Annotated in this window: 21 protein-coding genes and 2 pseudogenes; 13 read left to right on the forward strand and 10 right to left on the reverse strand. The window is 74.8% G+C overall.

Annotated elements, in window-relative coordinates:
* Both VGP36_19730 and VGP36_19735 read right to left on the reverse strand, forming a co-directional pair.
* Nucleotides 1–493 (reverse strand): DUF899 family protein (locus tag VGP36_19730; GenBank protein ID HEV7656945.1); only part of this gene is annotated, 493 nt, incomplete at its 3' end.
* 76 nt (nucleotides 494–569) lie between these two features.
* Nucleotides 570–1,715, reverse strand: a complete 1,146-nt coding sequence (locus VGP36_19735) for an acyl-CoA dehydrogenase family protein (GenBank protein ID HEV7656946.1) — start codon at nucleotides 1,713–1,715, stop codon at nucleotides 570–572.
* A 53-nt stretch (nucleotides 1,716–1,768) separates the two neighbouring features.
* On the opposite strand from VGP36_19735, the gene VGP36_19740 reads away from it, so the two are divergent.
* The 12 genes and pseudogenes from VGP36_19740 (at nucleotide 1,769) to VGP36_19795 (ending at nucleotide 16,780) form a co-directional block, all read left to right on the forward strand.
* Complete coding sequence (locus VGP36_19740; protein ID HEV7656947.1) at nucleotides 1,769–3,952, forward strand: FUSC family protein; 2,184 nt, start codon at nucleotides 1,769–1,771, stop codon at nucleotides 3,950–3,952.
* 56 nt (nucleotides 3,953–4,008) lie between these two features.
* A complete protein-coding gene (locus tag VGP36_19745) occupies nucleotides 4,009–6,189 on the forward strand; it encodes a glycoside hydrolase family 15 protein (protein HEV7656948.1) in 2,181 nt (726 codons plus the stop codon).
* A 38-nt stretch (nucleotides 6,190–6,227) separates the two neighbouring features.
* Nucleotides 6,228–11,105 (forward strand): annotated as a pseudogene (locus tag VGP36_19750) (ATP-dependent helicase).
* Between the two features lie 53 nt (nucleotides 11,106–11,158).
* Nucleotides 11,159–11,770 carry a hypothetical protein gene (locus VGP36_19755; GenBank protein ID HEV7656949.1) on the forward strand — a complete coding sequence of 204 codons (612 nt, stop codon included), beginning with the start codon at nucleotides 11,159–11,161 and terminating at the stop codon, nucleotides 11,768–11,770.
* Nucleotides 11,767–11,958, forward strand: a complete 192-nt coding sequence (locus tag VGP36_19760; protein HEV7656950.1) for a hypothetical protein — start codon at nucleotides 11,767–11,769, stop codon at nucleotides 11,956–11,958. Before VGP36_19755 ends, VGP36_19760 begins: the two co-directional genes overlap by 4 nt.
* A gap of 22 nt (nucleotides 11,959–11,980) precedes the next feature.
* A complete protein-coding gene (locus VGP36_19765; protein ID HEV7656951.1) occupies nucleotides 11,981–12,421 on the forward strand; it encodes a GNAT family N-acetyltransferase in 441 nt (146 codons plus the stop codon).
* Between the two features lie 71 nt (nucleotides 12,422–12,492).
* The gene (locus VGP36_19770) at nucleotides 12,493–13,131 is read left to right on the forward strand and encodes a sensor domain-containing protein (protein HEV7656952.1); all 639 of its coding nucleotides are present in this window, start codon (nucleotides 12,493–12,495) and stop codon (nucleotides 13,129–13,131) included.
* Between the two features lie 158 nt (nucleotides 13,132–13,289).
* Entirely contained in the window at nucleotides 13,290–14,084 is a 795-nt protein-coding gene (locus tag VGP36_19775; GenBank protein ID HEV7656953.1) for a DNA-formamidopyrimidine glycosylase family protein, read from the forward strand.
* A 4-nt stretch (nucleotides 14,085–14,088) separates the two neighbouring features.
* Nucleotides 14,089–14,826: an alanyl-tRNA editing protein gene (locus VGP36_19780; protein HEV7656954.1), complete on the forward strand. Its 738-nt coding sequence runs from the start codon at nucleotides 14,089–14,091 to the stop codon at nucleotides 14,824–14,826.
* A 77-nt stretch (nucleotides 14,827–14,903) separates the two neighbouring features.
* On the forward strand, nucleotides 14,904–15,230 hold the full coding sequence (locus VGP36_19785; GenBank protein ID HEV7656955.1) for a YciI family protein: 327 nt from the start codon (nucleotides 14,904–14,906) through the stop codon (nucleotides 15,228–15,230).
* A gap of 3 nt (nucleotides 15,231–15,233) precedes the next feature.
* Nucleotides 15,234–15,572, forward strand: a complete 339-nt coding sequence (locus tag VGP36_19790) for a YciI family protein (GenBank protein ID HEV7656956.1) — start codon at nucleotides 15,234–15,236, stop codon at nucleotides 15,570–15,572.
* 41 nt (nucleotides 15,573–15,613) lie between these two features.
* The gene (locus VGP36_19795) at nucleotides 15,614–16,780 is read left to right on the forward strand and encodes a DUF6596 domain-containing protein (protein ID HEV7656957.1); all 1,167 of its coding nucleotides are present in this window, start codon (nucleotides 15,614–15,616) and stop codon (nucleotides 16,778–16,780) included.
* A 65-nt stretch (nucleotides 16,781–16,845) separates the two neighbouring features.
* On the opposite strand, the gene VGP36_19800 is transcribed toward VGP36_19795, so the two are convergent.
* Together VGP36_19800 and VGP36_19805 are read right to left on the reverse strand one after the other, a co-directional pair.
* Nucleotides 16,846–17,856, reverse strand: coding sequence for a hypothetical protein (locus VGP36_19800; GenBank protein ID HEV7656958.1), 1,011 nt, complete (start codon nucleotides 17,854–17,856; stop codon nucleotides 16,846–16,848).
* Entirely contained in the window at nucleotides 17,853–18,362 is a 510-nt protein-coding gene (locus tag VGP36_19805; protein ID HEV7656959.1) for a SigE family RNA polymerase sigma factor, read from the reverse strand. Before VGP36_19805 ends, VGP36_19800 begins: the two co-directional genes overlap by 4 nt.
* Before the next feature lie 86 nt (nucleotides 18,363–18,448).
* On the opposite strand from VGP36_19805, the gene VGP36_19810 reads away from it, so the two are divergent.
* Nucleotides 18,449–18,805, forward strand: a complete 357-nt coding sequence (locus VGP36_19810; protein ID HEV7656960.1) for an MmcQ/YjbR family DNA-binding protein — start codon at nucleotides 18,449–18,451, stop codon at nucleotides 18,803–18,805.
* 103 nt (nucleotides 18,806–18,908) lie between these two features.
* Here VGP36_19810 and VGP36_19815 read toward each other — a convergent pair whose 3' ends face one another.
* The 6 genes and pseudogenes from VGP36_19815 to VGP36_19840 form a co-directional block, all read right to left on the reverse strand.
* Nucleotides 18,909–19,616, reverse strand: coding sequence for a hypothetical protein (locus tag VGP36_19815; GenBank protein ID HEV7656961.1), 708 nt, complete (start codon nucleotides 19,614–19,616; stop codon nucleotides 18,909–18,911).
* Nucleotides 19,617–19,941: 325 nt separating this feature from the next.
* A complete protein-coding gene (locus tag VGP36_19820; protein ID HEV7656962.1) occupies nucleotides 19,942–20,778 on the reverse strand; it encodes a PspA/IM30 family protein in 837 nt (278 codons plus the stop codon).
* A 70-nt stretch (nucleotides 20,779–20,848) separates the two neighbouring features.
* Nucleotides 20,849–21,625, reverse strand: coding sequence for a hypothetical protein (locus tag VGP36_19825; protein HEV7656963.1), 777 nt, complete (start codon nucleotides 21,623–21,625; stop codon nucleotides 20,849–20,851).
* A gap of 18 nt (nucleotides 21,626–21,643) precedes the next feature.
* A complete protein-coding gene (locus VGP36_19830; protein ID HEV7656964.1) occupies nucleotides 21,644–23,488 on the reverse strand; it encodes a substrate-binding and VWA domain-containing protein in 1,845 nt (614 codons plus the stop codon).
* A 115-nt stretch (nucleotides 23,489–23,603) separates the two neighbouring features.
* Nucleotides 23,604–24,242, reverse strand: coding sequence for a helix-turn-helix domain-containing protein (locus VGP36_19835; GenBank protein ID HEV7656965.1), 639 nt, complete (start codon nucleotides 24,240–24,242; stop codon nucleotides 23,604–23,606).
* Between the two features lie 522 nt (nucleotides 24,243–24,764).
* Nucleotides 24,765–24,980, reverse strand: a pseudogene (locus tag VGP36_19840) (helix-turn-helix transcriptional regulator).
* Between the last annotated feature and the right edge of the window lie 296 nt (nucleotides 24,981–25,276).

Here is a 25,276-nt window from a genome sequence, read left to right on the forward strand (position 1 = left end):
AGGTGATATCGCCCATGCTGCCGCCGACCGGCGCGTCCACGTCGCGCACCGAGTACCAGGGCTGGGGGTAGCCCATGAACTCGACGTAGGGGGCCACCTCGTCCCAACGGCCCTCGGTCAGGATGGCGACCGAGACGCCGCGGGCGTTGAGGTAGACCACGTCCCTCAGGTGCCAGGCCGTGGTGGTGCAGCCCTCGCACTGCCCCTGGTGCGGCGCCCCGTCGTACCACATGTGCTGGTAGACGACGAGCTCGTCGCGGCCCTGGAACAGGTCCAGGAACGGGACCGGGCCGTCGGGTCCGACGACCTCGACCGTCCCGTCGAACTCCACCATCGGCAGCCGGCGACGGGCCGCGGCGATGGCGTCACCCTCGTGGGTGTGGGCCTTCTCGCGGATCAGGAGCTCGTCCCGGGCGGCCTGCCAGGTGGCCCGGTCGACCACGGGCGGGCGGCCGGGCGGCGCGGTGGTCGGGTGGTCCGGCGTGGTCGTCATGGCGCCCTCCGTGGTGTCCCGGGCCGCAGCAGACCCGGCCGAACTCATCGCAGGGCTGACGAGTCTACAGACGCACTCAGAGGCCGAGACCGCGGCCGACGATCTCCTTCATGATCTCGTTGGTGCCGCCGTAGATGGACTGGACCCGGCCGTCGAGCCAGGCCTTGGAGACCGGGTACTCGCTCATGTAGCCGTACCCGCCGTGCAGCTGCAGGCAGGCGTCGGCGACCTTGTTCTGCAGGTCGGTCGTCCACCACTTCGCCATCGCCGCGTCCTGCACGGTCAGCTCGCCACGCAGGTGGGCCCGCACGCACTCGTCCACGTACGTCCGGGCCACCGTCGTCTGCGTGGTCAGCTCGGCCATGACGAACCGCGAGTTCTGGAACGAGCCGATCGGGCGCCCGAACGCCTGCCGCTGCTTCACGTAGTCCAGCGTCAGCGCGAGCACCGCCTCGCAGGCCGCGACCGCGACGACCGCGATCGACAGCCGCTCCTGGGGCAGGTTCTCCATCAGGTGCACGAAGCCGCGGTTCTCCTGGCCGACCAGGTTCTCGGCCGGCAGCCGGACCTCGTCGAAGAACAGCTCGGCGGTGTCCTGCGCCTTCATCCCGATCTTGTCCAGGTTCCGGCCGCGCTCGAAGCCGGGCATGCCGCGCTCGACGGCGAGCAGGCTGATGCCGCGGGCGCCCTCCGCGTCCGGGTCGGTCCGGGCCACCACCAGCACGAGGTCGGCGTTGATCCCGTTGGTGATGAACGTCTTGGACCCCGACAGCACCCAGTCGTCGCCGTCCTTGCCGGCGTGCGTACGGATCCGCTGCAGGTCCGAGCCCGCGCCCGGCTCGCTCATCGCGATCGCGGTGATGATCTCGCCGGCGCAGAACCCGGGCAGCCAGCGCCGCTTCTGCTCCTGCGTGGTCAGGGACAGGAGATAGGGCCCGACGATGTCGTTGTGCAGGCCGAAGCCGAGCCCGGTCGCGCCGATCCGGATGATCTCCTCGTCGAGCACGGCGTTGTAGCGGAAGTCGGGGACGCCGCCCCCGCCGTACTCCTCGGGCACGTCCATGCCGAGCATGCCCTGCTTGCCGGCCTCGACCCAGACGTCGCGGTCGACCAGGCCGGCCTTCTCCCACTGCTCGTGCCGGCCGGCCACCGAGCGGTCCAGGAACGAGCGGACCATCTCCCGGAAGGCGTCGTGCTCGGACTCGAAGAGCGTGCGCTGCATACGGACATCTTGCGGGGCTTGTGCTGCCCGGGTCGAGAGGGTGGAGTGTCGCCGTGCGCGGGCTGATCGGCTGGATCCGGGGACGGCACCCCGGGCGTCCCGCGCTGGCCCGGGCGCTGCGGGCCGCGGTCGTCATCCCGATCGCGTTCGCGGTCGCCCAGCTGCTCACGAACAACACCCAGATGCCGACGTTCGCCGCGTTCGGCTCGTTCGCGCTGCTGCTGTTCCTCGACCCGCCCGGTCCGGCCCGGGCCCGGCTGCTGACGTACGGGCTGGTGGCCGGGATCGGGACGGTCTCGATCTCGATCGCGACGGCCTGCTCGATGTCGGTCTGGACGGCCGTGCCGGCGATGGCGGTCGTCGGGTTCGTGGTGCTCATGGCCGCCTCGCTCGGCTCGTACGCGGCCGGGGCGACGACGGCGATGCTGCTGACCTTCGTGCTGCCGGTGTCGATCCCGGTGACCTGGTCGGAGCTGCCCTGGCGGCTGGCCGGCTGGGGCGTGGCGGCGGCGTTCTCGGTGCCGGCCGGGATGCTGTTGCGGCCGCGCCCGGCGCCGTCCCCGCTGCGGGCGGGGGCGGCGGCGAGCTGCCGGGCGCTCGGGGCGCTGCTGGTGGCCGAGGCCGGCTCCGACCCGGTCGCGCAGCCGGCGGCGGCCGCGGCCGCGGCGGCCGCGGCGCTGCGCAGGGAGTTCGCGGGTACCCCGTACCGGCCGGGCGGGGCGGGCGACACCGACCGGGCGCTGGCCGTGCTGGTCGACCAGCTGGACTGGATGGCCGGCGTCGCGGCCGAGGTCGCCGCCTCCGACCGGGACGGGCACCCCTGCCGGGGCGAGATCGACACCGTGGTCGGGGTGGCCGGGGCGCTGCTGGACCGGTGCGCGACCGGGCTGCTCACCGCGGACTCCGACGACCCGATCCGCAACGGCCTGCGGGCGCTGCGGGCGGCCCGGAGCCGGGCCGCGACCGCGACGCTGGACCGGATCGGCGCGGCCGACGGTGAGTTCCCGGTGACCAGCGCGCGGGACCCGTCCTTCGCGGCCCGGGCGCTGGGGTTCGCGGCGCAGACCGTGGCCGAGCACGTGCTGCAGGTGCGCGGGGCGGGCTGGCGGACCGCGTCACTGCGCCGCTGGACCAGCGCCGCCGGCGAGCTGACCCGGCAGCAGCTGGACCGCCGGTCCTCGATCCTGCGCGCGGCCGTGCGGGGTGCGGCCGGGCTGGCGCTGGCCGTGCTGCTGGCGACCGAGCTCGGTGTGCAGCATGCGTTCTGGGTCGTGCTCGGCTCGCTGTCGGTGCTGCGCTCCAGCGCGCTGGGGACCGGCGCCACCGCCGTACGGGCCGTGCTCGGGACCGCGTTCGGGGTCGCGATCGGCGGCGCCGTGCTGGTCGGCGTCGGCACCAACCACACGGTGCTCTGGATCCTGCTGCCGATCACGATCCTGGTCGCCGGGATCGCGCCGACCGCCATCTCGTTCGCCGCCGGGCAGGCCGCGTTCACCGTCGTCGTCGTCGTGCTGTTCACGATCATCGCGCCCAAGGGTCAGGCGCTCGGGCTGATCCGGATCGAGGACGTCGCGCTCGGCTGCGGTGTCTCGGTCGTGGTCGGGGCGCTGTTCTGGCCGCGCGGGGCCGCGATCGCGTTCGGGTCGGCGCTGGACGACGCGTACGGGGCCGCCTCGGACCGGGTCCGCTCGATCGTGCACACGCTGACCGGCCGGCCGACGCCGAACGAGAAGAACCGCGCGCTGGCCGCCCGGCAGCGGCTGGACGACGCGTTCCGGCAGTTCCTGGCCGAGCCCGGGGCCAAGCGGGTGCCGATGGAGGACGTCGCCGCGCTGGCCGGCGCCGCGACCCGGCTGCGGCTGGTGGCCGACTCGCTGGACGAGCTCTGCGCATCGGACTCGCGCGGGCCACTGCCGGGCGAGCTGGCCGAGGCCGGGGCCGAGCTGCGGGCGGTCGTCGACGGCGTCGACCTCTGGTACCGGACGCTGGGCGACCTGCTGGCCGGCCGCCGCTCGACCGTCCCGTCCGCCGACCCGCCGGACTCGCAGCTGCCCGGCCACATCATCGGGCACCTGCGGACCGGGGTCGGGGCCGGCGACGCGGCCGCCGGGCGGCAGGCGCTGCTGCTGCTCTGGAGCGCGCAGCACCTGGACAGCCTGCGCCGGGCCGAGCCCGACCTGGTCGACTCCGCGGGCGTGGTCGCCGGGCTGCGCCGCCGGTCCCGGACGGCCCCCTGAGCCCGGCGTCGATGCGGTACGGTCAGACGGATCGTACCGGGCAGGAAGGCGCCGTCATGGGACGAGTCGGGCGGACGATCACCATGCTGGCCGCGGCGGTGCTCGCCACCGGGCTGCTCGCGACGCCGGCCCACGCGGCCGGCAACGCCCCCGGCGCTCCCGGCGGCGGCGCGGCCTGGACGACCGGGGCCAAGGTCGCGGTCGGGACCGCCACCACCACCGCCTCGCCGGTCTGGTTCACCGCCGCGAACGGGATCACCTCCGAGGTGTTCTATCCGCGTATCGACATCCCGCAGGTGCAGGACCTGCAGTACGTGGTGACCGACGGCGCGACGTTCACCGACCTGGAGCGGGACGCGACCACGCATGCGGTCGCGATGCCGGACGAGCGGTCGCTGGAGTACACGATCACCAACACCGCCCGCAGCGGCCGCTACCGGATCACCACGACGTACGTGACCGATCCGGCCCGGGCGGGCCTGCTGCTGCGGACCCGGTTCCAGTCCCTCGACGGCGGCAGCTACCGGCTCTACGTGCTGCTCAACCCGTCGCTGGGCGGGGGTGGCGCGGGCGACACGGCCGGCTGGGACACCACCCGCGGCGCGCTCGTCGCGAGCGACACCGGGGTGGGCTCGGCGCTGGCGGCGTCGCCGGCGTTCGTCGCGCACTCCTCCGGCTACAGCGGCAGCGTCAGCGACGGGTTGTCCGACCTGACCGCGCACCGCACGCTGACCAACCAGTACGACACGGCCACCGCGGCCGGCAACGTGGTCCAGGTCGGCCAGCTGCCGGTCGGCCCGGACACCACGGTCACGCTCGCGCTCGGCTTCGGCGCCGACCGGACCGCCGCGGCGACGACCGCGGCGGCCGCGCTGACCGGCGGTTTCGCGGCGGCCGAGACCGCGTACCGGTCGGGCTGGAACTCCTACCTGACCGGTAGGACGGTTCCCGCCAGCGTGTCGGCGGACGCGCTGCGGCGGCGGACGTACCTGGTCGGGCTGATGAGCCTGCACGCGGCCGAGGACAAGACGTTCCCGGGCGCCAGCGTGGCCGGGTTCGCGACGCCCTGGGGTGACGTCGTCAGCGGTGACGTCCTGTCCGACGGCTACCACCGGGTCTGGGCCCGCGATCTCTACCAGCAGGCGACCGCGCTGATCGCGGCCGGCGACACCGCGCAGGCGACCCGGATGACCCGCTGGCTCTGGGACCGCCAGCAGATCACCGCCTGGACCCAGGGCGACGGCGTCTTCTACGGCCCGGGCTCGTTCCCGCGCTACTCGACCGTCGCCGGGGTGGCCGGCTCGACCCCGCAGCAGCTGGGCTGCTGCGAGCAGCTGGACGAGGACGCGTTCCCGATCGTGCTGGCCGACCAGCTCGGCCTCCTCGACGCCGCGACCTGGGCCAAGGTCAAGCTCACCGCCGACCACATCGTCGCCTTCGGACCGGACACGCCGGGCGAGCGCTGGGAGGAGCAGGGCGGCAAGTCGCCGTCCACGATCGCGGCCGAGATCGCCGGGCTGGTCTGCGCGGCCGACATCGCCCGCCGCAACGGCGACACGACCAGCGCGCTGTCGTACGAGTCCACGGCGGACTCGTGGCGGGCGCAGCTGGACGGCTGGACGTTCACCACCACCGGGTCGTTCGGCGACCACCGCTACTACGAGCGGATCGAGCACGACACCAACCCGAACGACACGGTCGCGCGGACGCTGGAGGACGGGACCTGGTGGGAGCGGGACCTCGTCGACGGCGGCTTGCTCGACCTGGTCCGGCTGGGCATCCGGCCCGCGGCGTACGGGCCGGTGACGGAGTCGCTGCCCGAGCTGGACGCGGTCGACGAGGTGGTGACGCCGAACGGGGCGATGTGGCATCGCTACAACCACGACTCGTACGGGGAGTCGCAGGTGGACGGGACGGGCTGGGCGGCGAACCACGGCAGCCGTACCGGCCGGCTGTGGCCGCTGCTGTCCGGCGAGCGCGGCGAGTACGAGCTGGCCGCCGGCCGGCCGGCGGCGAGCTACCTGCAGACGATGGCGAACGCGGGCGACGACGGGTTCTTCGTCCCGGAGCAGGTCTGGGACCGTCCCGCCCAGTTCGGGTTCACCTTCGGCGAGACGACCGGGTCGGCGGCGCCGCTGCTCTGGGCCGAGGCGCAGTACGTCCGGCTGGCCGTGTCGGTCGACGCGGGCCGCCCGGTCGAGCGGCCGGCCGCCGTCACCACCCGCTACGGAACCTGAGGAACGGAACTGTCGTACCCCGGGCGCAGTATGGACGCGTGACCGACGCCGACCGTTTCTCGCCCGCGACCCGCTCCTGGTTCGAGGGTGCGTTCGCGGCGGCGACCCCGGCGCAGGTCGGCGCCTGGGAGGCGATCGGCAACGGCGACAACACGCTGGTCGTCGCGCCGACCGGGTCCGGCAAGACGCTGGCCGCGTTCCTCTGGTCGCTGGACCGGCTGGCCGGCGAGCCGCCGCCGGAGGACCCCAAGGCCCGCTGCCGGGTGCTCTACGTCAGCCCGCTCAAGGCGCTGGCCGTGGACGTCGAGCGCAACCTGCGCGCCCCGCTGGCCGGCATCCGGCAGGCCGCGACCCGGCTCGGGCTGCCCCAGCCGGACGTGCAGGTCGGGCTGCGTTCCGGCGACACGTCCCCGGAGGAACGCCGGCTGCTGGCCCGGCGCCCGCCGGACATCCTCATCACCACGCCCGAGTCCCTGTTCCTCATGCTCACCAGCGCCGCCCGCGAGTCGCTGCAGGGCGTCCGGACGGTGATCCTCGACGAGGTGCACGCGGTCTGCGCGACCAAGCGTGGCGCCCACCTCGCGCTGACCCTGGAGCGGCTGGACCACCTGCTGGACAAGCCCGCCCAGCGGGTCGGCCTGTCCGCGACCGTCCGCCCGGTCGAGGAGGTGGCCCGCTTCCTGGCCGGTGGCCGGGACGTGACCGTGGTCCAGCCGCCGGCCCAGAAGTCGGTCGAGCTGCAGGTCGTGGTCCCGGTCGAGGACATGTCACAGCTCGGCGAGCCGACCGGCGAGGTCCGGGGCTCGGCGGCCGGGGCGGAGAAGCGGCTCTCGATCTGGCCCGCGGTCGAGGAGCGGGTGCTCGACCTGGTCGAGCAGCACCGGTCCACGATCGTGTTCGCCAACTCCCGCCGGCTGGCCGAGCGGCTGACCGCCCGGCTCAACGAGCTCGCGTACGAGCGGAGATACGGCGAGACCGCGCAGGACCTCTCCGCGTACGACGCGCTCGGGTCGACCGAGGTCGGCGACGCCCCCGGCGCCGGCCGGGTGCACTGGCGGGACACCGACGCGGCCGGCGGGCCGCGGCCGCCCGGCGGGATGCCGGCCGCGGTCTCGGCCCAGGCCGGCACCGGCGACGGCGCCCCGGTCGTGGTCGCCCGGGCCCACCACGGCTCGGTCTCCCGGGAGCAGCGGGCGATCGTCGAGGAGGAGCTGAAGTCCGGCCGGCTGCCCGCCGTGGTCGCGACGTCCTCGTTGGAGCTGGGCATCGACATGGGCGCGGTCGACCTGGTCGTGCAGGTCGAGGCGCCGCCGTCGGTGGCGGCCGGGCTGCAGCGGGTCGGCCGGGCCGGCCACCAGGTCGGCGCGGTCAGCCGAGGGGTGCTGTTCCCCAAGTACCGCGGCGACCTGGTCGAGACGACCGTCGTGGCGGAGCGGATGCAGGCCGGGCTGATCGAGTCGATGCGCTACCCGCGCAACCCGCTGGACGTGCTGGCCCAGCAGATCGTGGCGATGGTCGCGCTGGACGCCTGGACCGTGGACGACCTGGCCGTGCTGGTCCGCCGGACGGCGTCGTTCGCCACGCTGCCGGCCTCGGCACTGGAGTCGGTGCTGGACATGCTGTCCGGGCGCTACCCGTCCGACGAGTTCGCCGAGCTGCGGCCGCGGCTGGTCTGGGACCGGGTGACCGGCACGCTGACCGGGCGGCCGGGTGCGCAACGGCTCGCGGTGACGAGCGGCGGCACGATCCCCGACCGCGGCCTGTTCGGCGTCTTCCTCGTCGCCGGCGCCGGTTAGCCCGGCCGCCGGGTCGGCGAGCTGGACGAGGAGATGGTCTACGAGTCGCGCGTCGGCGACGTCTTCCTGCTCGGCTCGACGTCCTGGCGGGTCGAGGACATCACCCACGACCGGGTGCTGGTCACCCCGGCGCCGGGGCAGCCGGGCAAGATGCCGTTCTGGAAGGGCGACGCGCCGGGCCGGCCGGTCGAGCTGGGCCGGGCGCTGGGCGCGTTCCTGCGCGAGGTGTCCGCCGCCACGCCCGAGAAGGCGACCGAGCGGGCCCGGGCGGCCGGACTGGACGAGTGGGGCACGGCCAACCTGCTGGCCTACCTGGCCGACCAGAAGGCGGCCACCCGGCACGTGCCGGACGACAAGACCCTGCTGGTGGAGCGGTTCCGGGACGAGCTCGGCGACTGGCGGCTGGTCGTGCACTCGCCGTTCGGGGCCCCGGTGAACGCGCCCTGGGCGCTGGCGATCACCGCCCGCCTGCGCGAGCGCTACGGCGTGGACGTCCAGTCGATGCACTCCGACGACGGCATCGTCATCCGGCTGCCGGAGACCGACGGCGAGCCGCCCTCGGCCGAGATCGCGCTGTTCGAGCCGGACGAGATCGAGCCGCTGGTCACCGCCGAGGTCGGCGGGTCGGCGCTGTTCGCGGCCCGGTTCCGGGAGTGCGCGGGCCGGGCGCTGCTGCTGCCCAAGCGCGATCCCCGCCGGCGGGCCCCGCTCTGGCAGCAGCGGCAGCGGGCCGCCCGCCTGCTCCAGGTCGCCAGCGGATACGGCTCGTTCCCGATCGTGCTGGAGACCATGCGGGAGTGCCTGCAGGACGTCTTCGACGTGCCCGGGCTGATCGGGATCATGACCGACCTGCGCTCCCGTACGGTCCGGCTGGTCGAGGTGGAGACGCCGCAGCCGTCGCCGTTCGCGCGGTCGCTGCTGTTCGGCTACGTCGGCATGTTCATCTACGAGGGCGACGCGCCGCTGGCCGAGCGGCGGGCACAGGCGCTGTCGCTGGACACCGCGCTGCTGGCCGAGCTGCTGGGCCAGGCCGAGCTGCGGGAGCTGCTCGACGCCGACGCGGTGGCCGAGGTCGAGCTGCAGTTGCAGCGGCTGTCCGAGGATCGGCGCGCGTACTCACTGGACTCGGCCGCGGACCTGCTGCGGCTGCTCGGCGACCTGACCACGGCCGAGGCGCTGGAGCGCGGGGCGACCCCGGCCTGGCTGGCCGAGCTGGAGGCGGCCCGGCGCGCGATCCGGATCCGGATCGCCGGCCAGGAGCGCTGGATCGCGATCGAGGACGCCGGCCGGGTCCGGGACGCGCTCGGCGCGCCGTTGCCGACCGGAGTGCCCGAGACGTTCACCGAGCCGGTCCGGGATCCGCTCGGCGACCTCGTCGCGCGCTACGCCCGGACCCACGGGCCGTTCCACGCGCTCGACTGCGCGCAGCGGCTGGGTCTCGGGGTCGCGGTCGTCGGCGTGACGCTGGAGCGGCTGGCCGCGGCCGGGCGGGCGGTGTCCGGGGAGTTCCGGCCCGGTGGGTCCGGCTCGGAGTGGTGCGACGCCGAGGTGCTGCGGACCCTGCGCCGGCGGTCGCTGGCCAAGCTGCGCAAGGAGGTCGAGCCGGTGCCGACCGCGGCGCTGGCCCGGTTCCTGCCGGCCTGGCAGGGCGTCGGCTCGCGGGCCCGCGGCGCCGACGGGCTGCTGCGGGTGGTCGAGCAGCTGGCCGGGGCCGCGGTGCCGGCCTCGGCGCTGGAGACGACGGTCCTGCCGTCCCGGCTGGCCGACTACTCCCCCGCGCTGCTGGACGAGCTGACCGCGGCCGGCGAGGTCACCTGGGCCGGGGCCGGCGCGCTGCCCGGCGGCGACGGCTGGCTCGCGCTGGCGCCGGCCGACGTGGCCGACCTGCTGCTGCCCCCGCTCGCCCCGCTGGAGCTGACCGACCTGCACACCGGCGTGCTGGACGCGCTGGACGGGGACCAGGCGCTGTTCTTCCGGACGCTGTCCGACCGGGCCGGGTCGACCGACGACCCGGCGCTGGTCGCGGCGCTCTGGGAGCTGGTCTGGGCCGGATACCTGACCAACGACACGCTGGCGCCGCTGCGGGCGGTGCTCGGCACCACGGGGCGACCGGGCCCGACCCGGCGCCGGGCCGCCCCCCGCTCCCGGTACGGGCGACCCGGGCGGCCGGCGATGCCGTCCCGGACCGGCCCGCCGACCGCGGCCGGCCGGTGGTCGCGGGTGCCGCCGCGCGAACAGGACGCGACCCGCCGCTCGCACGCGCAGACCGAGGTGCTGCTGGATCGGCACGGCGTACTGACCCGGGGCGCGGTGATGGCGGAGCGGGTGCCGGGCGGGTTCGCCGCGGTCTACCCGGTGCTGCGGGCGGCGGAGGAGTCCGGCCGTACCAGGCGCGGGTACTTCGTCGAGTCCCTGGGGGCGGCCCAGTTCGCCTCCCCCGGTGCCGTCGACCGCCTTCGTACCTACACCACCGACCGCCTCCCCGCCGCCGACCCGGCCGCGACCGGGTCCGGCGGCACCGGCCCATCCGGCCCGGGCGGGGCCGGCTTCGGCCCGGGCGGGGCCGGCTTCGGGCCGGGCGGGGCCGGCTTCGGGCCGGGCGGGGCTGACAGCTTCGGCCCGGGCGGCGGGAGCGGCAGTTTCGGGACCGGCGACGGCCCCAGCGGGTTCGGCGCCGGGGACTTCCGCGCGGCCGGCGGCCCCGGTGGGTCCGGCCGACGTGGGCAGCGACGGGACGAGGGGGCCGGGGCGATCGTGCTGGCAGCGGCGGATCCGGCCCAGCCGTACGGGGCGGCCCTGCCCTGGCCGGAGCGGGCGACCGGCGAGGGCCGCGGGCATCGGCCGGGCCGGAAGGCGGGCGCGCTGGTCGTGCTGGTCGACGGCGCGCTCACCCTCTACGTCGAGCGCGGCGGCAAGACCCTGCTGTCCTGGACCGAGTACGGGCCGGCCCTGCAGGCCGCCGCCGACGCGCTGGCGCTGGCCGTCCGCGAGGGCGGCCTCGGCCGGCTCGCGGTCGAACGCGCCGACGGCGAGAGCGTGCACGCCGCCTCCGCCCTCTCCGACGCCCTCGAAGCCGCCGGCTTCCGCCCCACCCCCCGAGGCCTCCGCCTCCGCGCCTGACCCTGTGGACAACCGCGGCACCCCCTGTCGCAAGGTCCCTACGCTCGTCGCCCATGGAGCCGCCGACGACGATCGCCCCGACCCGGGATCGGAGCGCACTCGAGGTCTGGAGACGCGACCGGCAGCCCGAGCTGGCCATCATGAGCGAGCTCGCCGGGCAGGCGACCAGCCAGGCCGAGGTGGACCTGCTCACCCGCGCGTACGTCCTCGTACTCGCCGGTGAGTTCCAGGCGTTCTTCACCGACCTCCTCTCCGATGTCGCAAAGACCCTGGTCTCCGCGTTGCCCGACGACGTGCTGCCGCCGCTCCGCAAGGTGTTGCAGAACGCGATCGAGGACGGTCACCTGATCAACTTCCGCAATCCCGACACGACCACTCTGCAGCGCGATCTGGTCCGATTCGACTTCCAGCTGCGGGAAAGACTCTCCAGCGCCGACCGGCGGCGACTACGCCGGCTCGACGAGGTGATCCGGACCCGCAACAAGCTCGCCCACGCGACCGCGACGGTGGCGGAGCTCGGCCCCGGCGGCGCTCGTCTGACGCCGGCCACCGTCGACGAATGGAGGCGAGATCTGGATCAACTGGTGACTATCCTGAACAAGGCTGTCGCATCCGATCTGCGCACCCGCCTGTCCGTGACCGTGCCCTTCGAGGAGTCGACGTGACCGCAACGAGGCGATACGGCGAGTACGTCCGGGTCCCGTACATCTTCGGCCACGAGGTTCTCCGGTACGTCAGGACCAACACCCGCGGCGACCGGGTCATGGTCGAGGTACCGATCGAGGACGGGGCGGGGCGGGTGGTCGAGTACATCGAGAAGTGGGTCGCCGCGGAGGACGTCGAAGTGGTCTGAGGCCGTCCGGCAGGATGGGGCGGTGGGATACGAGCTGGTGGATCTGGAGCCGGGGGACGCGCGGCTGGTCGACGACATGCTGCCGGTGCTGGTCGAGCTGCGGCCGCAGCTGACCGCGGCGAGCTTCACCGCGGTGTACGCGGAGGGGCACCCGCAGGGCCTGCGCTACCTCGTCGCGTACGACGGGGACCGCTGCGTCGGCGTGGCCGGCTGGCGGGTGCTCGCGCTGACGTTCGCGACGCGCAAGCTGTACGTCGACGACCTGGTCACGACCTCGGACGGCCGGTCTCAGGGGGTCGGGCACGCGCTGCTGGCCGAGCTGGAGACGAGAGCCCGCGCGGCCGGCTGCACGGTGATCGACCTCGACTCCGGCGTGCAGCGACACGACGCGCACCGCTTCTACCTGCGCGAGCGCATGCACATCTCCTCGCACCACTTCACCAAGGCGCTGGACGAGCGGTAGGGGCAACCCCACCCCGAATCGGCCGGGCAGCCCGGTGGCCCGCGGCGGCCGCCGAAAATAGTGTTCTCGGCATGACCACGCAGACTCTCCCCGCCCCCGCGGTCCCCCGGCGGCTGCGGGTCGCCGAGTCCGCCGGGTACGTGCTGACCGGCTTCCCGCTCGCCGTCGCCGCGTTCGTCCTCATGATCGTCGGCGTCTCGGTCAGCCTGGGCACGCTGGTCATCACGATCGGCTTCGGCGTGCTCGCCGTGACCCTCGGCATCGCCCGGCTCTTCGCCCGGATCGAGCGGGCCCGGATGGACGCGCTGTTCCACAGCCGTACGCCACGCCCGCACTACCGCGAGCCGCAGGGTGGCCGGCTGGGCCGGGCGCTGTCCGCCGGCGCCGACCCGCGCCGCTGGCTCGACCTGCTGCACGGGATCATCGCGTTCCCGATCGCGGTGGCCACGTTCGTGGTCGTGGTGGCCTGGTTCGCGGCGGCGGTCAGCGGTATCGGCGCCGTGTTCTGGGAGTGGAGCATCCCGCGCGGCGATGACAACCACAGCCTGGCGTACTTCCTCGGGCTCGGCGACGGCCGCGCCGCCGACACCCTGCTGATGACCGGCCTCGGCGTCCTGTTCGCGCTCACCTTCCCGTTCGTCGTCCGCGGCTGCGCGGCCCTGCAGGCCGGCGTCGCCTGGGCCCTCCTCGCCGACCACGGCGAAGACTGACCCGGCTCCGGCCGACCCCGGACCGACCGGACCGACCGGGGAACCGGGCGAACCGGGCGGGCGGACCGGGCGGGCCGGCCCGACCGGGGGCGGGCGGACCAGGCGGGCGACCGGGCGGCCGAACGGCCCGGCCGGCGGCGGGAGTGAATGATGGGGCGGTGCCTGAGGGAGACACCGTCTGGCTGGCCGCGAAGCGCATGCACGACGCGCTCGCCGGCCGGCCGCTGCTGCGCTCCGACTTCCGCGTCCCCAAGCTCGCGACCGCGGACATCACCGGCCGCACGGTCACCGAGGTCCTGGCCCGCGGCAAGCACATGCTGACCCGGCTGGACGACGGCCTGACCCTGCACACGCACTTCCTGATGGACGGCACCTGGCACCTGGTCCGGCCGGGCGCGCGCTGGCACGGCGGCCCGGCGTACCAGGTCCGGCTGGTGCTGGCGAACGCGGACTGGGAGGCCGTCGGCTATCGATTGCACGACATCGCGCTGGTGCGGACCGACGAGGAGGACCAGCTCGTCGGGCACCTGGGGCCGGACGTGCTCGGCCCGGACTGGGACCCGGCCGAGGCCGCCCGCCGGATCGCCGCGAACCCGGACCGCCCGATCGGCGAGGTGATCATGGACCAGCGGGTGCTGGCCGGCGTCGGCAACCTCTACAAGGCCGAGACTCTGTTCCTCACCGGCACGCACCCGTGGACCCCGTCCGGGAAGACCGACCCGGCGAAGCTGGTCGCCACGGCGTACCGGCTGATGCGGGCGAACCGGGACCACCCCGAGCAGACGACCACCGGCAGCATGCGCCGGGGCGAGCAGCACTGGGTCTTCGGCCGGGCCCGCCGGCCCTGCCTGCGCTGCGGCACCCCGATCGAGATCGCCGAGCTGCGCCCGGCCGACCACCCCGAGCAGGGCCGGCTCACCTACTGGTGCCCGCGCTGCCAACCTAGGGTGTGACCCCATGGGGATCACGCACCACGGGCACACCGAGCGCCTGGACCTGGCCGACCCGACGCTGCGGGAGTGGCCGGCCACGGTCGTCGGCGTCGATCCCGACCGCGGCATCGTGCTGGACCGCTCGGCCTTCTACCCGGGCGGCGGCGGGCAGCCGCGGGACCACGGCGTGCTGCTCTGGGAGGGCGTGCAGACCCGGATCGCCGGCACGGTCAAGGGTGACGACCTCTACCTGGTCCCGGTCCAGGGCGACCCGGTCCCGGCCGCCGGCACCGCGGTCACCGGCGCGATCGAGGACGCCCGGCGCAGCCTGCTCATGCGCACCCACTCCGGGCTGCACGTGCTCTGCGGCGTCGTGTTCCGCGACTTCGGTGCGCTGGTGACCGGCGGCAACATGGAGCCGGGCGAGGCCCGGATGGACTTCAACCTGCCCGAGGTGCCGGAGGGCTTCAAGGCCACGATCGAGGAGCGGGTGAACGCCGAGGTCGCCCAGGACCGCGCGGTCGAAGTGCGGGTGCTGCCCCGGGCCGAGGCGCTGGCGATCCCGGACATCATCCGGACGCAGACGAACCTGGTCCCGCCGGAGGAGACGGAGGTCCGCATCGTCGACATCACCGGCCTGGACGTGCAGGCCGACGGCGGCACCCACGTGGCGTCGACCAAGCAGATCGGCCGGATCCAGGTGACCAAGGTCGAGAACAAGGGCCGGCAGAACCGCCGGGTCCGGGTGAGGATCGTCGACTAGGTCTGTCGATTCCGGGCCCGGTCGTCCGTCACTACGGTGACGGCGGCCCGCCCGGGCCGCCGGGGACGGGAGCTGACGTGCGGTATCTGTTCCTTCTGTACGGCGACCCCGCCGGCGAGGCGGCGTTGTCGCCGGACGAGCGCCGGGCGGTCGTCGAGGGTCATCTCGCGCTGGGCCGGGAGCTGTCCGGACAGCTGCGGGCGGCCGAGGCGCTCGGCGGCGCCGTGCGGGTGCTGCGCCCGGACGGGACCGTCACCGACGGGCCGTACGCGGAGACCAAGGAGCAGCTCGGCAGCGTCTACCTGGTCGACTGCGCGGACGCCGACGCGGCGCTCGCGCTGGCCCGCCGGATGCCGGTCAGCCCCGGCCTGAGCGTCGAGATCCACGAAGTGACGGAGGTCTGAGGCATGGCGGAGTACCTGCTGCTCATCGTCGGCGACGACGACGCGTACGCGGCGCTGTCGGAGGAGGAGGGCAAGGCGATGTACGCGGGGCACTACGCGTTCATCGACGGCCTCACCAAGGCCGGCGTCAAGATCGTCTCCAGCATGGAGCTGGAGCCCCCGGCCGGCGCCCGTACCCTGCACAGCGACGGTACGGTGACCGACGGGCCGTTCGCCGAGGCCAAGGAGCAGGTCGGCGGGTTCTACCTGATCGACGTACCGACGCTGGACGAGGCGGTGGAGTGGGGGCGGAAGATCCCGCTGCTGCCGGGCGACAAGCTCGAGGTCCGCAAGGGGAAGTAGCACGCGCGGTCGAGCAGGCGCTCCGCGACGACTGGGGGCGCCTGCTCGCCCTGCTGGCCCGGCTGCTCGGCAACCTGGACGCGGCCGAGGAGTCGCTGCAGGACGCGTACGAGATCGCGCTGACGGCCTGGGCCCGGGACGGGGTGCCGGCCAAGCCGGACGCCTGGCTGCTCACCGCGGCCCGCCGCCGGGCGCTGGACCGGTTCCGCCGGGAGGCCACGCTCGCGCGCAAGCTGCCGCTGCTGATCGGCGAGGAACCGGAGGTGGTCGCCGACATGTCGGCCATCCCGGACGAGCGGCTGCGGCTGCTGTTCACCTGCTGCCACCCGGCGCTGCCCAGCGACGCCCGGGTCGCGCTCACGTTGCGGCTGCTCGGCGGGCTGACCACGGCCGAGATCGCGCGGGCCTACCTGGTGCCGGAGCCGACGATGGCGGCCCGGATCACCCGGGCCAAGAAGAAGATCGCGGCCGCCGGCATCCCGTACCGGGTGCCGCGCGACGCGGAGCTGCCGGAGCGGCTGGCCGGCGTGCTGGCGGTGCTCTATCTGGTCTTCACCGAGGGCCACTCGGCCACCTCCGGCGACGAGCCGGTCCGCCGCGAGCTCTGCGACGAGGCGATCCGGCTGGCCCGGGTGGTGGTGGCGCTGATGCCGGACGAGCCGGAGGCGGCCGGGCTGCTGGCGCTGCTGCTGCTCCAGCACGCCCGCCGGGATGCCCGCACCGATCCGGCCGGCCGGCTCGTGCTGCTGCCGGACCAGGACCGCTCCCGCTGGGACGCGGCCCAGATCGCGGAGGGACGGGCGCTGCTGCACGCGGCCGCCCGCCGCGGGCCGGCCGGGCCGTACCTGCTGCAGGCGGCGATCGCGGCCGAGCACGCCCGGGCCCGGACCGCGGCCGAGACCGCCTGGGGCCGGATCGCCACCCTGTACGCCGCGCTGGAGGAGATCACCGGCTCCCCCGTCGTCCGGCTCAACCGGGCGGTCGCGGTCGCCGAGGTCGACGGGCCGGCCGCCGGGCTGGCGCTGCTGGACGGGCTGGACGGGCTGCTGTCCGGCTTCCACCTGCTGCCGGCCACCCGGGCCGACCTGCTGCGCCGGCTCGGTCGCAGCGCCGAGGCGGCCGCCGCGTACGAGCTCGCGATCGCGCGGGCCGGCAACGCCGCCGACCGCGACCTGCTCCGCCGCCGCCTGGCCGAACTCCCCCGCTGAGCCGCGGGCGCCGCTTAGCAACGGGCCCCGCTTAGCAACGGGCCCCGCCCAGGAGCGGGCGCCGCTCAGGGGCGGAGTCGGTCGACCAGGGCGTTGGCCCCGTTCCGGTCCGGCGCCGACATCTCGATCCCGGCGGAGATCGGGCCCTCGAGCGTCGGCGCCAGGCTCACCGCCCGCCCGCCGATCAGGAACGCGATCTGCTCGTGCACGTGGTTGCTCGTGTACGCCAGCAGCGCCGCCGACTCCGGTCCGGACACGCCCACGGCGACGGACCACTGCCCCGAGTCCTGGCGAATGCTGAGGTCCGCGGTGCCGATCGACACCACCGGTCCACGCAGCCTCAGGCACTCGCCGCTGCGGGCGATGAACAGCTCGTCCACGGCGGTCCGCTCGACGGAGCAGGGCCAGGACGTCGAGGACGCCACCGCCCACAACTGAAGCGGCACGTCCAACCGGCCGGGGCCGGTCCGGGGCGCCCGCACCGGGACCGGTCCCAGCGTGGCGACGAGGTCCTGGGCGTCGGTGCGGGTCGGCATCCAGAGCAGCAGCCGGTCGCCGGAGAGCGACCCCGTGTATCCGGCGAAGGTCCCGTCGGCCTGGTCGACGCCCGCGCCGAAATACGGGTCGCCGACGGCCCTCAGGACCTCGGCGTCCCGGGGGACGAGCGCGATCTCGACCGCGATGCCTCCGTTCGCAGGCGTGACCGTGCCGACTCCGGCGACCTCGTCGACGGTCAGCGCGGCCGGCCCGCACGTCGGTCCCGTGCCGGGGGGGCACGGTCCCGGCGACGCCGGGACCGCGCCGAGCCGGGTGATCTCGATCGGCGTCTTCAGCAGGCTGTACCCGGCTGCCGCCGGGGACGCGGCCGGCGGCGCGGGCGCGCTCCCACCGACCCGCACGACGCCGATCGCGAGCAGCACGCCGAGCACTGCGAACACCGACCCGCCGACCAGGGCCCGCTCCCGGCGCTGGTGCGCGGCCCGGGCCCGCAGCCGGGCGCCGGCGTCCGCGACGGCCTGCACCGGGGGCGGGACGAGCGCGGTGCCGAGGGCCTGGCCGATCTCGTCGTCGTTCATCGCCTGCTCCCCTCGAGCTTCGTCGGATCCAGGTCGGCGCGTAGTCGTGCGAGTCCTCGTGACGCCAGCGACTTCACGGTGCCGATGGTGACGCCGAGCAGCTCGGCCGTCTCGGCCTCGGACAGGTCGGCGCCGTACCGCAGCGCCAGCACGGTGCGCTGCCGCGGGCTGAGCCCCTCCAGCAGCCGCAGCAGCGCGCGGGCCTGCTCGCCGGGCGAGTCCGCGTCGACGGTGCCGGTCTGGTCCGGCGGCCGGCCGACCAGCGACTCCGGCACCCGGTGCCGGCGGAACCGGGACAGGTTCGCGTTGACGATCGCCTTGCGTACGTACCCCTCCGGGTTGTCCGGGGCGGTGCGCCGGCTGTGCCGGTAGACCCGCAGCAACGCGGTCTGCACCAGGTCCTCGGCGTGCCCGAGATCGCCGGTCAGCGCGTACGCGAACCGCACCAGGGCGCCCATCCGGGCGCCGACGAATGCGTCGAAATCCGGGTCGCTCCAACTGGTCACCGCGCACCTCCGCCCGTACGACTCCCGGGTGGTGCGGCAGGGTTGACGTCGGGTAGGAATGCGCCGGAACCGGGCAGGAGGTGCGCATGGACCGGGTCAAGAAGGCCGCCCACGAACTGCCCGAGGTCACCGAGGAGCAGCCGTTCCGGGAGGGCGTGCCGGTGTTCAAGGTCGCCGGCAAGGTGTTCGCGATCTACGACCCGAGCGGGTCGCCGGGCCGGGTCACGCTCAAGTGCGACCCGGACCTCGCGCTGGAGCTGCGCGCGCAGTACGAGGCCGTGACGCCGGGCTACCACACCAACAAGCGGCTCTGGAACACCGTGGTCCTCGACGGCACGGTGCCGGCCGACGAGGTCGACGAGCTGATCCGACACGCCTGGGACCAGACCGTCGCCGGCATGACGAGGTCCGACCAGGAACGACTCCGCCGCCAACTCGGCTGACCCCACCCGCCCGCACCCCCGGCGACGCGCCTGCCCGCGCACCCGGCCGAGCAGCAGGCCGCGCACCCGGGCGGGCTGGCGGCGTGGCGCCATGGGGACGCGCTCAGGCGAGGGCGCGCAGGCCCGCGGCGAGGCCGGCCAGCGCGTCGGTGGCGTCCTGCAGCGGCGCCGGCGTACGCAGCCCGGCGTCCGCGGCGACCGCGTCGGCCGCGGCGACCACGAGCGCGTCGTACGAGGCCAGGCCCGCGTGCAGCTGTCCGGCCAGGGCGGCGACGGCCTCGTGCAGCCCGCCGGACAGCCGGTGCGCGCGCTCGACCGCGGCGAGCCGGGCGCCGAGCTCCCGCAGGCCGCGGGCGGCCTGGGCGGCGACCCGGCGGGGTTCGTCGGCGGCCTCGCCGAGGTGGGCGAGCAGGCCGTGCAGCGCCTGCTCCTGGGAGGCGAGCCGGTCCAGCGGCCCGCGGGCGACCGAGCCCTTCGGCGCCCGGGCCGGGCGCGGCGGCGGCGCCGGCTCGCGACGCAGCTCCCGCAACCGGCGATGCGCGCGGACCGCCTGCAGGCCGACGAGGGCGGCCACGCCGCCCAGGCCGTACTCGATGATCTCCGGACCGGGCGCGGTGACCGCGACCCCGGTCAGCGCCGCGAAGCCGGTGGCGACGCCGGCCTCGGTCCGGACCCGGCGGCGGGCGCGGCGGATCCGCCTGGCGTGCTTGCGGGCCGGGTCGCCCTGGGTCAGCTCGGCCAGCTTCTCGGCCACGACCTCGCGCCCGGCGACGACCAGCTCCCCCAGCTCCCGCCGAGCGACCTCCCCCAACCCGGTCCGCGGAGGGCCGGTCAGCCCCAACTGGGCGCCACCCGCGCGCAACGGCCCGTACCGGGACGCGCCCCGCGGCGCGCCCGCTCCCGAGCCGGCACCGGTCTCGGCCGGGGCCGAGACCGGTCCAGGACCAGCCGGGGCCGAGATCGGTCCAGGACCAGCCGGGGCCGAGACCGGTGCGGGACCGGCCGACATCGGATGGGTGGCCGGGGCCGACATCGGGTGGGTGGGTGGGGAGGATTCCGGCGGGGATGCGACCGCGGCCGCCCACGTCGCCCGGCGTCGGGCTCGGTCGGCGGTCATCGGCGCATCCCCGTCCGGATCAGCCCTGGTCGGCGCGCAGCTGGTCGAGCCGGGCCTGCGCGGCCGGGTCGGCGACGGGCTCGGCCGGCTGGCCGGCCTCGACCGCCGGGGTCGGCGGCGCGGACGCGAGCTGGCCGCCGTTCATGCTGGCGCGGATCTGCTCCAGCCGGGCGTTGCCAGCCATGTCCAGGGTCGACTTCTGGACCTCGAGCATCCGGCCCTCGACCGAGTTCTGCGCGAGCTCGGCCTGGCCGAGCGCGTTCGCGTACCGCCGCTCGATCTTCTCCCGGACCTCGCCCAGCGACGGCGTGCTGCCCGGCACGGAGAGCTCCGACATCTGCCGCAGCGAGGCCGACACGGTCTCCTGCATCTTGGCCTGCTCCAGCTGGGAGAGCAGCTGGGTGCGCTCGGCCAGCTTCTGCTGCAGCAGCATCGCGTTCTGCTCGACGGCCTTCTTGGCCTGCTCGGCGGCCTGCAGGGCCTGGTCGTGCAGCCCCTTCAGGTCCTCCATCGAGTTCTCGGCCGAGACCAGCTGGGTGGCGAAGACGGTGGCGGTCTGCTCGTACTCCTGCGCCTTCGCCTCGTCGCCCTTGGCCCGGGTCTGGTCGGCGAGCGTCAGCGCCTGCCGGGCGGAGGCCTGCAGGCGCTCCACGTCCGACATCTGCCGGGACAGCTTCATCTCCAGCTGGCGCTGGTTGCCGATGACCGCGGCGGCCTGCCGGGACAGCCCCTCGTGCTGGCGCTGCGCCTCTTCGATCGCCTGCTGGATCTGGATCTTCGGGTCGGCCCGCTCGTCCACCTGCGCACCGAACCAGGACATGAAGTACTTGTAGGCCTTCACGAACGGGTTGGCCATGGTCCGGGTTCCTCCGTCCTGCGCGCACCCCTACGGTACGCGGTGATTGCGTCCATCGTGTCAGGTCCACTCAGCCGTCGAGCACCCGCCGGGAGACAGCGTCCGCCTCGGCCAGCCCCGACCGCAGCCCGTCGAGGTCGGACGCGAGGTCGGCGAGCCGGTCCTCGGACGTGTCGACCCCGCCGGACACCGACATCGCCAGCAGTTCGGCCGTCCGCGCGACCAGGCCCTCCAGGGTCAGCGCGGTCGACTGCATCCGGGCCAGCAGCTCGTCCCGGGCGCCGGCCAGCCGGCCCGCCACCTGCAGTTGCTCGGTGACGCTGTCCAGCGACCGCTGCCGTTCCGACCGCATCCGGTCCGACGGGGCGGCCGCGACCGCCGCCGCCAGCCGGTCCCGCTCGGCCTGCAGCCGGCCCGGCTGGACCCGGTCGGACGCGTCCTCGACCGCGGTGACCTGGCCGGCCAGCCGCCGCATCGTGGTCAGCGCCTCGGCCGCGCCCTCCCGGACCGGGACGAGCTGCTGCTTCGCGTGCGGCGAGCCGGGCGAGCGGGCCAGCTCGGCCAGCGACCGATCGGCCTGCTGGGCCCGGGTCAGCCACTGCTCGGCGATCGACCCGCGCCGGGGTGGCCGCAGCTCGGACTCGGGATCCGCCGCCGGCGGCGAGTCCTTGCCGCGGGCGAGCAGGCCGGCGCCGACCTTCACGCCGTAGACGACCGCGGCGACGCCGACGCCGACCGGCAGCGCCACCGCCCCGAGCGGCGCCACCGCCCAGGCCAGCCCGCCCGCGACGCCGGCGATCACGCCGCCCCACGGGTCGAGCAGCTCCTGCCGCAACCGACTGGCCATACCCGGAATCTTGCCCGCTCAGAAGTTCGAGAGCACGGCGGTGAGCACGTTCGTGATGCTCGACGGGTCGCTCGCGTCGTACGCGGCCGCCCGCGAGGACGCCGCGATCTGCTTGAGGATGCCGAGATCGGCCGCCGTCCCGTACGCGATCGGGAACACCCGGACCGAGGTGTCGGTGTCCTCGCCACCGACGTCGGTGAGCAGCTTGGCGAGGTTGTTGTCCGGCGGGTACTCGTTCTTGCCGTCGGTGAGCAGCACGACCGCGTTGATCCGGGTCGGGTCGAAGGACCGCTGCACCTGCGCGACCGCGTCCCGGGTGGTCGTGTAGAGCGCGGTCCCACCGTCCGCGACCAGCGCGTCCACCTTCTGCCGGTACGTCGGCAGCACGGACTTCACGCTCCCGGTCGGCACCAGCTCCCGGTACGGCAGGGTCTGCCCCGCGTCCGGGGTGGAGAACGTCCACAGCCCCAGCTCGTCGTCCGGCGCCAGCTGCGACGTCGCCTGGATCGCCGCCTGTTTGGCCAGGTCGAGCTTGGTACCGCCGCCGTTCGGGACCGCCGCGCCCATCGAGCCGGAGGTATCCAGCACCAGCAGCACCCGGGCCCGCTTGCGCAGCTTCTCCCAGGATTGGGCGACCTGGTCGAGCACGGGCCCGGCCGGCGGGTCGATGATCGACAGCTGCGCGTTCGGCAGGGCGCCGTTGGCCTCGGTCAACGCGCCGCCGGGCTTGCCGCTCGCGTCCCGGAAGGCCGCGTCGGTGAACCGCTTCTGCTGGGCCGGGTCCTTGACGAAGGCCAGGAAGTCGGCCGCGGCCTTCTTCTTGGCCGCGTCGACCCACTCCGCGGTGAGCACCACGTACGGGTTGTCGGAGACCAGCGTCCCCTCCTTCGGGTAGACCGCGACCAGCGGCACCCGCGGCTTGCCGCGCTGCCCCAGCGTCGCCGGGTCACCCGAGGGGTTGCCCTGGTTGTAGTCCCAGACCGACTTCTCCTCGACCGTCACCGCGCTGATGTACGTCAGGGGCCGCCCGGCCTCGGCCGCCTGGTACAGGTTCTCCAGGAACGTCAGCGTGGTGTCGCCGTAGTGCACGACCGAGCCCTCGATCGCCTTGACGTACGCGACGACCTTGGGGTCGGCCACGTCCTTCGCGGTCAGGTCGCTGGAGCGGCCGGTGGCGGCGAAGTAGGCCCCGATGGTCGCGTTGAGCCCGGAGGTGGAGAACTCGGGGTTGGTCTTGCCGAGCTTGAACTGGCCCCACTCGGCGTGCCCCCTGCCGCCCCAGCCCTTCGGGTCGCGGGCCAGCGCGAGCACGTCGGACCAGCCCAGCGGCTTGTCCGGCCAGCCCAGCGCCTGCGCCATCGGCTTCGGCATGGCGATCACCAGCGGCGTCTGCGCGATCGACGGCGTCTCGGCGGGGACGAGGTCGCCCTTGTCCTGCGCGGCGGTGCGCTGCTGCAGCAGCACCGACCAGGACCGCGACGCCGGCGTCCAGACGTCCGGGCGGGGGCCGTCGACCTGCTCGTTCCAGCCGCGTGCGAGCGCGTCCAGGGCGCCGCCGGAGGCCTTCGAGGTGACCTGGACGTCGACGCAGGCGCCGTCCACGGTCCGGCCGGCCTTGTTGTAGTCGGCCGCGATCCGGGTCAGCAGCGCGGCCTTCTCCGAGGACGCGGTGACCTTCAGCGGGGTGCAGCCGGTGCGCTGGCCGGAGCCGTCGGCCCGGCTGCCGTCGCCCCCGTCGTCGTCCCCGCCGCCGGTGACGAGCGCGCGCACGACGAAGACCAGCACCAGCCCGACCACCACCGCGATGATCAACGGCACCGCCCGGCGACCGCCCGACCTGCCGGTCTGCTGCCCGTACGTCACGTGCGTCCCCCTCCTGGTGACCGGCCAACGGCCAGGCCGCCCCGCCGGTTCCGGAAGTCTCGCAGTCCCGGTCGTACCGGGCGGATGTGCCCCTTCGGGCAATCCGGGGAGCCGTTCAGACGGCGCGTTCGGTGCTGGCCGGGTCGGCGGGCAGTCCGCGGACCAGCGTCTCGGCCGCGGTCCGGATCGAGGGCGAGGTCGCCGGCGTGGCCAGGTGCGAGGCCAGCCAGCGCAGCACGAGGTCGTCCCCGGCCAGCCCGTCCGCGGCCAGCCGGGACCGGACCGCCTCCTCGGCGGCGCGCCAGCCGGCCGCGGTCGGCCGCCGGGTCAGCAGCCCGGCCAGCGCGACCGGCTCGGAGTCGGCGACCCGGCGCAACGCCGGGTGCTCGGACAACCGGCGGGCCGCGTGCGCCAGCGCGTCCACCAGCTCCAGCTCGGCGCACTCGGCCGCGACCGCCCGGACCTCGGCTTCGACCAGCGCGGACCAGACGTCGTCCTTGGTCCGGAAGTGGTTGTAGAGGGTCGCCTTGGCCACCCCGGCGTGGGCCGCGATGTCGTTCATCGTGGTCCGCCGGGTGCCCTGGATGCCGACCGCGCGCCGCGCCCCGTCCAGCAGCCCGGCCCGGGTCCGGGCCATCGCGTTGCCGGCCCGCGACCGGGTCCCGCCCGAGCGCTGCGGCGCCGCCGAGGCGACCGCGGTGGGCACGGTGGAACGGATCAGGTGGTCCAGCGGGTCGCGCGAACGGTCCGGCACTCCCACTTGATGCCACCCGGGGGCCGCGAACGCAAGGAGCCTGCCAGCGTGTCCGCCGGCAGGCTCCTGAAATGCGATCGGTTACGCCGCCGCGAGGCAGCGGGCCGAGTACGGCGGGGAGTCCCGGCCGGCCAGGTCGGTCAGCCCGACCAGCACCTCGAGCTCGCCGAGACCGTCACCGGTCTCCAGCTCGGCCAGGTCCACATCGTCGAGCTCCAGCTCCTCGCCCGGGTCGGGCAGGCCGCCGGCCGGGCGGGTGGCCAGACTGTCGGTCGCGGGACCCGGAGCGGGGGCCGCGTCCGCGAACCCGCCCTCGTCGGTCTCGTCGGTCTCGTCCGTGTCGTCGGAGGCGGCGTCCTCGAAGGCCGCCTCGTCGAACTCCGGCAGGTCCTCGAACCGATCGGGGGCGGGACGGGATCCGCCGCCCACCCCGGCCGGCACGGGCCGGCGCGCGGGCGCCGGGATGGTCACGCGGCCCGGAATCCGGGCCACCTCGGCCGCTCGCTCGGAGCGGCGCATCATCTCGGAGACCTCCGACAGGAGGTCGGACAGCTTCACGTCGAGGGCCTCGCAGATGGAGGCCAGCAGCTCGGAGGACGCTTCCTTCTGGCCGCGCTCGACCTCCGACAGGTAACCCAGGCTGACCTTGGCCACCGTCGACACCTCACGGAGAGTGCGGTGCTGGGCGAGCCGCTGCGCACGCAGCGTGTCGCCGATGACCCGTCTGAGCAGGACCACGAGACACCCCTCTCCGACATTCGCAGACTTCCCGCCACGGTACCCCGCACACGCTTGCCGGGCACGGCACCGCGCACGTGACATCCCGGTTCTGCCGATGGCGTAACGGGTGGGGTCGCCGGGCGGTTCCGGCTACTCGGAGCCGGTCTCCCGATCGAGGCACCGGCATACGTGCCACCTGCGCGAACAGCCCCAGCGATCGGCCAGGCAGCGCACGTGGACGGCACAGTGGAAAGCCCTCGGGCGGGTCAGATATTCCGGTCCAGCGCCTCGTGCAGCAAGCGCAGCGCGGCCGT

Source organism: Mycobacteriales bacterium (assembly GCA_035995165.1).
Lineage (GTDB): Bacteria > Actinomycetota > Actinomycetes > Mycobacteriales > CADCTP01 > CADCTP01.